3 protein-coding genes are annotated in these 1,961 nt (G+C 26.0%); all 3 read left to right on the top strand.

The window, feature by feature from the left end; translation table 11 throughout:
* Positions 1-326 precede the first annotated feature (326 nt).
* A complete protein-coding gene (locus PG418_RS19015; RefSeq protein ID WP_101883877.1) occupies positions 327-719 on the top strand; it encodes a helix-turn-helix transcriptional regulator in 393 nt (130 codons plus the stop codon).
* Positions 697-1,416, top strand: coding sequence for a LytR/AlgR family response regulator transcription factor (locus PG418_RS19010; protein ID WP_498837889.1), 720 nt, complete (start codon positions 697-699; stop codon positions 1,414-1,416). Before PG418_RS19015 ends, PG418_RS19010 begins: the two co-directional genes overlap by 23 nt.
* Positions 1,417-1,419: 3 nt before the next feature.
* Positions 1,420-1,961 (top strand): hypothetical protein (locus PG418_RS19005; RefSeq protein WP_498837888.1); only part of this gene is annotated, 542 nt, incomplete at its 3' end.

Here is a 1,961-nt window from a genome sequence, read left to right as displayed (position 1 = left end):
TTATTTTTTTTGACAACAAAAAATAACTTTTCAAAAAATAGTATATAATCGTTTATAATGAGCAGAATAAATGTAAGAGAAAAATTTATATGAATACATATGAATATATTTTATAGTACGCATAATTTTAAAAGAAAAATATTAGTTATTTATTGATATATTTTTTACGTGATATATAAGATGCAATTCTGAAATATAGGATAGGTAAGGTTTATAAGTATCTTTGAGGAAAAACTCAATAATGAGTTGGTATACAATTATTATGAGTGAGTAAAGAGGCGTAAATTATGTAGAATATATTCAATACTAATTAAGGAGTATTGAATATGGCAGGATTAAATAGAATTAAGGAGCTGAGAATAGCAGCCGGTCTGAGCCAGAGAAAATTGGGTAATTCGATTGGGACGGCTCAGCAAACTATAAGTAGATTGGAAAAGGGAAATTATTCTCCACCTGTAGATTTAATTATTAATTTGGCAAAATTCTTTGACTGCTCAGTGGATTTTTTATTAGGGCTTTCAGATTTTAGAGAAAAATTTGAAGATAGAAGATATTTAAATAGCAAGCTAGAAGAACATTACGAAGTGATAAAAATGTATGATCAATTAGGAAATACTAATAGAAAAACGCTAAGGATTGTTCTTGAAAGATTAAATCAAACAGAACTAGAGAAGAATGATAAAGGGCGCAGTATTGATGATAAAAGTTGCGATATGTGATGATGATAAAAGTATTGTATCAGAAGTAGAAAATAGATTGGAAAGAATAGGAAGGGAAAAGCTGATAAATATTTCTATTGAAGCTTTTTACAGTGGAGAAGATCTTAATCGTATTTATGAGTTAGGGGAATACTATGACATAATATATTTAGATATTGAAATGACAATTATGGACGGAATTCAAGTGGCAAAAATCATTAGAGAAAAAGATAAATATGCAATTATAATTTATATTTCAAGCCATGAAGAATATTTAATACAATTATTTGAAGTTGAACCATTTAGGTTTATAAAAAAGCCTATAGATTTTTGTTTGTTTGATAAATATTTTTTAGAAGCCTATAACAAAATACTCCGTGAGGATATGTATTTCCAATTTGAGTTTAATAGAAATAATGTTAAAATCCTATATAGTGATATTATGTATTTTGAAAGTCATGGGAGATGCATAAGCATTATACAAAAGGATGGAAAGGAAGATAAATTTAATAGTAAGTTAAATTCCATAGAAAAAATCACAGAAAAGGGGAAACATCCTTTTTTGAGGATTCATCAATCATATTTAGTGAATTTTCATTATATTAAAAAAATTTGCTTTTCAAAAATAGAGCTATATAATGGAAAAGTTCTATATATAAGTGAAGAAAGGCAAAAAGATATACGTGAAAAATATAGTCAAATACTGAAAGGTTTTTAAAATATGGCAGATACATTGCTAAATTACGGAACATATATAATACTTCTTTATATTATTAAAGAATATTTAGATATTTTCTTGACAGTAAAGGATTATAGAAAAATCAAGATTTTTGCAATTTGGACTTCATATTTTATACTGCAATTAATAGTTTCACCTATTATTAAAGTACCTATAATTAGTACATTGTTTAATATAGGAATTTTATTTAGTTTATGTGAAATGGCATATCAAGGAATTAGAAGAACAAAGCTTATTTTAACAGTTTCGTTTGTGACTTTATGGATGATAGTGGAGCTATTGACAGGATATATACTTATTATCGTAAATATTAAAGTAAGTGATGTTGCGTTTTTAGGATCAATAATATCTAAAATAGTTTTATTCGCAATTTTGAAAATTATTCGTAGTAAAGTTCATATAACAGATTTGGAGGATATAGGTTTTAGGTATTGGATTTCTTTATTGATTTTGCCTAGTTGTAGTATAGTTTTAATTTATAATCTTTATACTTTGGAGTATAAAGATGCAGAATATGTGCACTT

The sequence above is a fragment of the Bariatricus sp. TF06-38A genome (genome assembly GCF_027690675.1).
Classification (GTDB): domain Bacteria; phylum Bacillota; class Clostridia; order Lachnospirales; family Lachnospiraceae; genus Allocoprococcus; species Allocoprococcus comes.
Note: the sequence above shows the minus strand (reverse complement) of the source record. Positions and strands in the feature narration are given on the sequence as shown.